The following is a 2498-nucleotide window of genomic DNA, read 5'->3' as shown; positions in this document are numbered from 1 at the left end:
CTTCAAAACTATTTGCGCGAAAGGCTACCGGAATACATGGTGCCAGGGCTGTGGGTAAGACTGGACAGCCTGCCGCTGACGCCGAACGGCAAAACAGATAAAAAGGCACTGCCGGAAGCAGAAGCCGGTCACGAGGAAAGTTATACCGCACCGGAAAGCCAAACAGAGAAACAACTGGCAAAAATCTGGGAAGAGCTGCTGGGCGTAGAAAAGATAGGAACAAAAGATAATTTCTTTGAGCTTGGCGGCCATTCGCTGCTGGCGATGCGGGTGATCTCGCAGGTGAGAAGGGAACTGAATAAAGAGCTCAAGATCCGTGACCTGTTTGTATCCCCAACCATTGCAGATTTGGCAAAACGACTGGAAGTTGAAGAATCAACAACCGAGGGAACTATACAAAAAGCAGAACCGCGACCAGAATATATCCCGCTGTCGTACAGCCAGGAAAGATTATGGTTTATCGACAGGCTGGAAGGCAGCGTGCCGTACCATATCTCAGCAGTGTTAAAGTTGCAGGGCAAAGTCAATACCGGCGCCCTGCAAAACGCGCTGAAAACAGTAGTGGAGCGCCACGAGATATTGCGTACAGTGATCAGGGAACACGAGGGCCAGGGCTACCAGTATGTAAAAGCCAACAACTGGACATTAAAACAAAGCGAGTCAAACGAAAGCGAAGCAGCATTAAAAGACTACCTCGCTCAAGAAACAGTAAGGCCATTCGATCTGTCGCAGGACGATATGCTGAGGGCAGAGTTGATTGCAAGGGGGGATGACGAATATGTATTGCTGCTGATGCTCCACCATATTGTTGCCGACGGCTGGTCGATGCCGGTACTGGTACGTGAGTTCAGCAGGTTTTACAACGATTACAACAAAAGTAAAACACCGGAGCTGAAAGCACCGGAGATTCAATACGCGGATTATGCGATCTGGCAAAGGGAATATCTTAACGCAGACAGGCTTCAAAGCAAACTGGGCTACTGGCAAGATAAGCTGGCGGGAACAGCTACGCTGGAGCTACCCACAGATCATATGCGCCCCGCCGTACAAAAAAGCGACAAAGGTGCATTATACGAGTTTACGATAAGCAAAGAACAAGCGGCAAAACTGCAGAAGCTGAGCCTGGAGCAGGGAGCAACACTGTACATGACGCTGCTGGCCATATTTAAAGTGCTGCTATATCGGTACAGCGGTCAGGAAGATATCTGTGTAGGGACACCTGTGGCTAACAGAGATAGAGAAGAAATAGCGGAACTGATCGGCTTTTTTGTAAACACGCTGGCGCTGAGGACAGGCCTGGACGGCGATGAAACGTTTACAGAATTGCTAAACAAAGTAAAGCAAACCACACTGGAAGCTTACGGCCATCAGGAAGTACCGTTTGAAAAAGTAGTAGAAGCGGTAGTCAAAGAAAGGGATTTGGACCGTAGCCCGCTGTTCCAGGTGATGTTTGCGCTGCAGAATACAGCCGTGATCCCGGTACTTGAACTGGGTGACATTAAAATCAGCAGCGAAAAACCCGGCGACCAGTCAAGTAAATATGACCTGAGTTATAATGCAGAGGAAAGCAGGGAAGGGATCAAGATCATAGCGGAATATAATCCCGATTTGTATGAAGCAGGAACCATTGCAAGAATGGCAGGGCACTATGAGGAGCTGATCAAAGCAGTAACCAATGAACCCGATAATACTCCTATCAGTAAACTGCAATTGCTAAGCAAAGCAGAAGAAAGGCAATTAAAGGCATTCAACGAAACGACAACAAACTATCCAAATGCAGAAAGTATTGTTAGCCTTTTTGAAAAACAGGTAGCAGCAACGCCAACTGCAACTGCATTGGTATTTGAAAGCGAAACAGTAAGCTATCAGGAGCTGAACGAGCAATCGAACCGCATAGCGCACTATTTAAAAGCACAAGGCGTAACCAAAGAAACGCTTGTAGCGATTTGCATAGAGCGAGGCCCCAATATGATAACAGGTATCCTGGGTATTCTGAAAGCCGGTGGAGCCTATGTACCGGTTGATTTGGATTACCCGAAAGAGCGGATCAGTTATATCCTGGAAGATGCCAAAGCCAGCATTGTGCTAAGCAGCAGCACAAGCAAAACCAATTTTGAAAAAGCCAATGTTATCGAATTAGATAACAACGAGGAAATTGCAAGCCAAAGCGGTGAAAACCTGAACATCACCATTGAACCAAAGCAGTTGGCATACATCATGTATACCTCGGGCTCAACAGGCAAACCGAAAGGTGTCATGGTGGAGCACCAAAGTATCTCCAATTACTGTACCGGTTTTATAAACTACTTCGGGATCACAGCGGGCGATAAAGTACTGCAGCAGTCATCAGTATCCTTTGATACGATGTGCGAGGAAGTTTATCCGGCACTGCTCAGCGGCGCAAAAGTAGTGATCGTAAAAGAAGGCGGTAAAGACGCAGATGATATCATCCACCTGATTTCAAAAGAGTCGGTAACGATACTGAGCGCCACACCAAC

General features: G+C 47.3%; 1 protein-coding gene. It reads left to right on the top strand.

The window, feature by feature from the left end; translation table 11 throughout:
* A partial coding sequence (locus AC59JO_RS29520) for a condensation domain-containing protein (protein WP_497309992.1) occupies positions 1-2498 on the top strand: 2498 nt, incomplete at both ends.

This window comes from Mucilaginibacter sp. A5337 (assembly GCF_059690695.1).
This window is presented reverse-complemented; position numbering and strand designations above follow the sequence as displayed.